2 protein-coding genes and 1 pseudogene are annotated in these 2,913 nt (G+C 69.8%); 1 reads left to right on the top strand and 2 read right to left on the bottom strand.

From position 1 onward, the window contains the following. Positions 1-140 precede the first annotated feature (140 nt). Both VN520_RS02190 and VN520_RS02185 read right to left on the bottom strand, forming a co-directional pair. Positions 141-1,367: a CaiB/BaiF CoA-transferase family protein gene (locus tag VN520_RS02190; RefSeq protein WP_325745107.1), complete on the bottom strand. Its 1,227-nt coding sequence runs from the start codon at positions 1,365-1,367 to the stop codon at positions 141-143. Positions 1,368-1,649: 282 nt separating this feature from the next. Then, a complete protein-coding gene (locus VN520_RS02185) occupies positions 1,650-2,612 on the bottom strand; it encodes a LysR family transcriptional regulator (protein WP_325745106.1) in 963 nt (320 codons plus the stop codon). A 113-nt stretch (positions 2,613-2,725) separates the two neighbouring features. On the opposite strand from VN520_RS02185, the pseudogene VN520_RS02180 reads away from it, so the two are divergent. Continuing rightward, positions 2,726-2,913, top strand: a pseudogene (locus VN520_RS02180) (hypothetical protein); the annotation flags it as partial.

The raw sequence follows: 2,913 nt of genomic DNA, 5'->3' as shown, positions 1-2,913 counted from the left end.
GGGTCGCGATCGTCCTCTTCTCCAGCTGGAAGCCGTCACGCGGTCCGACCTCGTTGATCTCGACGCGCGGCGGGAGCGCGAAGGGCAGCGAGCCAGGCTGGCCGAGGTAGGCGGCCTTGTGGTCGGTCGTGAGTGCCATGTCAGATCACACCTTCGGTGGTCAGGCGGTCGAGGTCGGTGGCGCTGAGCCCGAGTTCCTCGTAGACCTCGGCGTTGTGGTCACCCATGGATGGACCCGTGGTCCGGACCTCGCCCGGGGTGGCGGAGAGCTTGGGGACGATCCCCGGCAGGCGCAGCGACCCCAGTTTGGGGTGCTGCACCTCGACCAGCATGTCCCGCGCCTGGACGTGGGGGTCCGCGAAGACGTCGGACATGTTGTTCACCCGGGAGACGGGCACGCCCTTGTCGTCGCAGAGCCGCAGGATCTCCGCTGCGGTGTGCGTGGCGAACCACTCGGTGACGACCGCGTCGACCTCGGCACGGTTCTCCACGCGGAGCCGGTTGGTGCGGTACCGCGGGTCCGTGCTCATGTCCGTGCGCCCCATGACCTCGGCGAACCGGTCGAAGGTCCGGTCGGTGCTGGTGGACAGCACCAGCCACACCCCGTCAGCGGACGCGAACAGCCCCAGCGGAGCGGTGGCCGGCACCTCGTTACCGGTCCGCTCGCGGATCTGCCCGAGGCGGTCGTACTCGGTGACCATGCCCTCGAGGAAACGCAGCATCGACTCGTACAGGGCGACGTCGACCTCCTGACCCGAGCCGCCCTTCGCGTCGCGGTGGTACAGCGCCGCCACGGTGCCGAACGCGGCGAACGTCCCCGCCATGTAATCGACCAGGTTCATCGGCGGCAGCACCGGCGGGCGGTCCGGGAAGCCCGTGCTGTAGAGGTACCCACTGAAGGCCGTCGCGGGCGTCCCGAAACCGGCCATGCCGGCGTAGGGGCCGGTCTGGCCGTACCCACTGATCCGGGCCACGACGAGGTCGGGGTTGGCCTCTCGCAGGCGGTCCGCGGTCAGCCCCCACCGGTCCAGGGTCCCGGGGCGGAAGTTCTCCACCAGCACGTCGGTGGTCGCCAGCAGTCGGAGGAAGATCTGCTGCCCCTCGGGGTGGCGCAGATCGAGGGTGATGGCTCGCTTGTTGCGGGCCAGCGCGGCCCACAGCAGCCCCTCCTCACCGTCGGAGGGCGCCATGCCACGGGCGGGGTCGCCGGATCCCGGGAGTTCGACCTTGACGACGTCGGCGCCCATGTCGCCCAGCAGCGCTGCGGCGAAGGGCGCGGCGAACACGTTGCCGATGTCCAGGACGCGCACGCCGGCGAGCGGACCGAACGCCGTAGCCGGGGGCGCGGGATGAGTGGGGTCGGTCATGGGCCGGCCTTCCTGGAGACGGGCTGACGGACGGACGGAGCAAGAGAGCCGTTCATTATTTGGGAATCAACTCCCAAATGATGAGCACGCTCAGAACCCTAACTGCTGTCGGGCGCCTCAACAAGTGCCCCGTCGAAGTCGTCGTGACGAGGTCGACCCCGGCAACCGCCGCGCCTCGCTCGGCAGGCGCCGCCGTCGCACACGGCCGTTCGCTGCCTGCACCCTCCAGCGGTCGTCGCACTGGTGGGCAGAGTGTCATCGAGCGGGTGGGCTCGACTCGCACTACGGCGAGGGCGTGCTGTGGTCGGCCCGGCGGGCAGGGCTGACGTTGCGGTGCCGGTAGTCGGTGAAGCGCGCCCGCTCCGCAGCGAAGGTCACCAGCGCCTGCGCCCGATCAGTGAGCCGGACGCCCCTGGGCCACACCATGCGGACACCCACGCCTGGAACGGCTGGATCGATGTCGAGCGCCGCAAGGGGCAGACCCTCGTAGGAGCAATCGACGGCCGGGCGCTGCACGATGACGGAGTAGCCGAGGCCGCGGGCGACGAGGGACCGGGTGAGTTCGAAGTCGGTGGTGCGCTGCACGACGCGCGGCGCCACTCCGGCCTGCTCGAACACCCGGAGCGTGTGCATGGCAGCCGGCGGCAGGTCGAGCAGGATCAGCGGCTCGTCCGCCAACTCGGCGAGGGACACCGACACCGCGTCGGCCAGCCGGTGGTCGGCAGGGAGCACGATGTAGGGCCGGACCGTGTACAGCAGCACCGACTCCAAGCCGTCCGGCAGGCCCATGTCATAGACGATCGCGAGGTCGAGACCCCCCGCCAGCAGCAACTCCGTGATCTCCGCCTGACTGCGGGCGACGACGTCCAGTTCCACCTTCGGGTGGTGCTCCGCCGTCCAGCGCACCAGGAGCGGCAGGATCGTGGGCGAGATGGTCACGTAGCACCCGAGCGTCAGCGGGCCGGACAACTCGGTGCCGGCACTCGCCGTTGCCAGTCGCAGCTCCTCCGCGTCCCGCAGGAGGATGACTGCCCGCTTCCTCAGGAAGACACCCGTGGGCGTCAGGCTGACGCCGTGGGCCTTGCGTCGCACGAGGAGCTGCGTGCGCAGGGCGCGCTCGAGCTCGGTGAGTGCCGAGGCGACCGCAGTCGGCGTGACCCGCAGCTTCGCGGCCGCGCCCGAGATGGATCCCGCCTCCGCCACGGCCACGAAGTAGTCCAGCTGGCGCAGCGTGTAGTCAGCCATCCCTATCCCACCCTTAGTTCGGTTACAGGCAAGAGTTATGAACTTTACCTGAGCTGGTGATCGGGGCCACACTGACTCCACCGCACAGACGCCGATGAAGGGGGCTCTCGAGGATGACCGTGCAGACCAGTGACGTCCGGCCCGTCCCCACCGCCGAGTGGGTCACCATCCCCGACCTCTACGACGACCCGTACCCGCTCTTCCAGCGGCTGCGGGCGGAGGCCCCGGTGCACTGGGTGCCGGCGGTCGGCCGCTACCTGGTGGTGGGCTACGAGGCCTGCCACGAGATCGAACTGGACGC

The sequence above is a fragment of the Streptomyces sp. genome (genome assembly GCF_035563135.1).
Taxonomy (GTDB): Bacteria; Actinomycetota; Actinomycetes; order Streptomycetales; family Streptomycetaceae; genus Streptomyces.
The sequence above is the reverse complement of the archived record's forward strand: the minus strand, read 5'-3'. Positions and strand labels throughout refer to the sequence as shown.

Bases quoted from the DNA above. Each gene is read 5' to 3' on its own strand.
- VN520_RS02190 (WP_325745107.1), bottom strand. From the start codon at position 1,367: ATGACCGACCCCACTCATCCCGCGCCCCCGGCTACGGCGTTCGGTCCG.
- VN520_RS02185 (WP_325745106.1), bottom strand. From the start codon at position 2,612: ATGGCTGACTACACGCTGCGCCAGCTGGACTACTTCGTGGCCGTGGCG.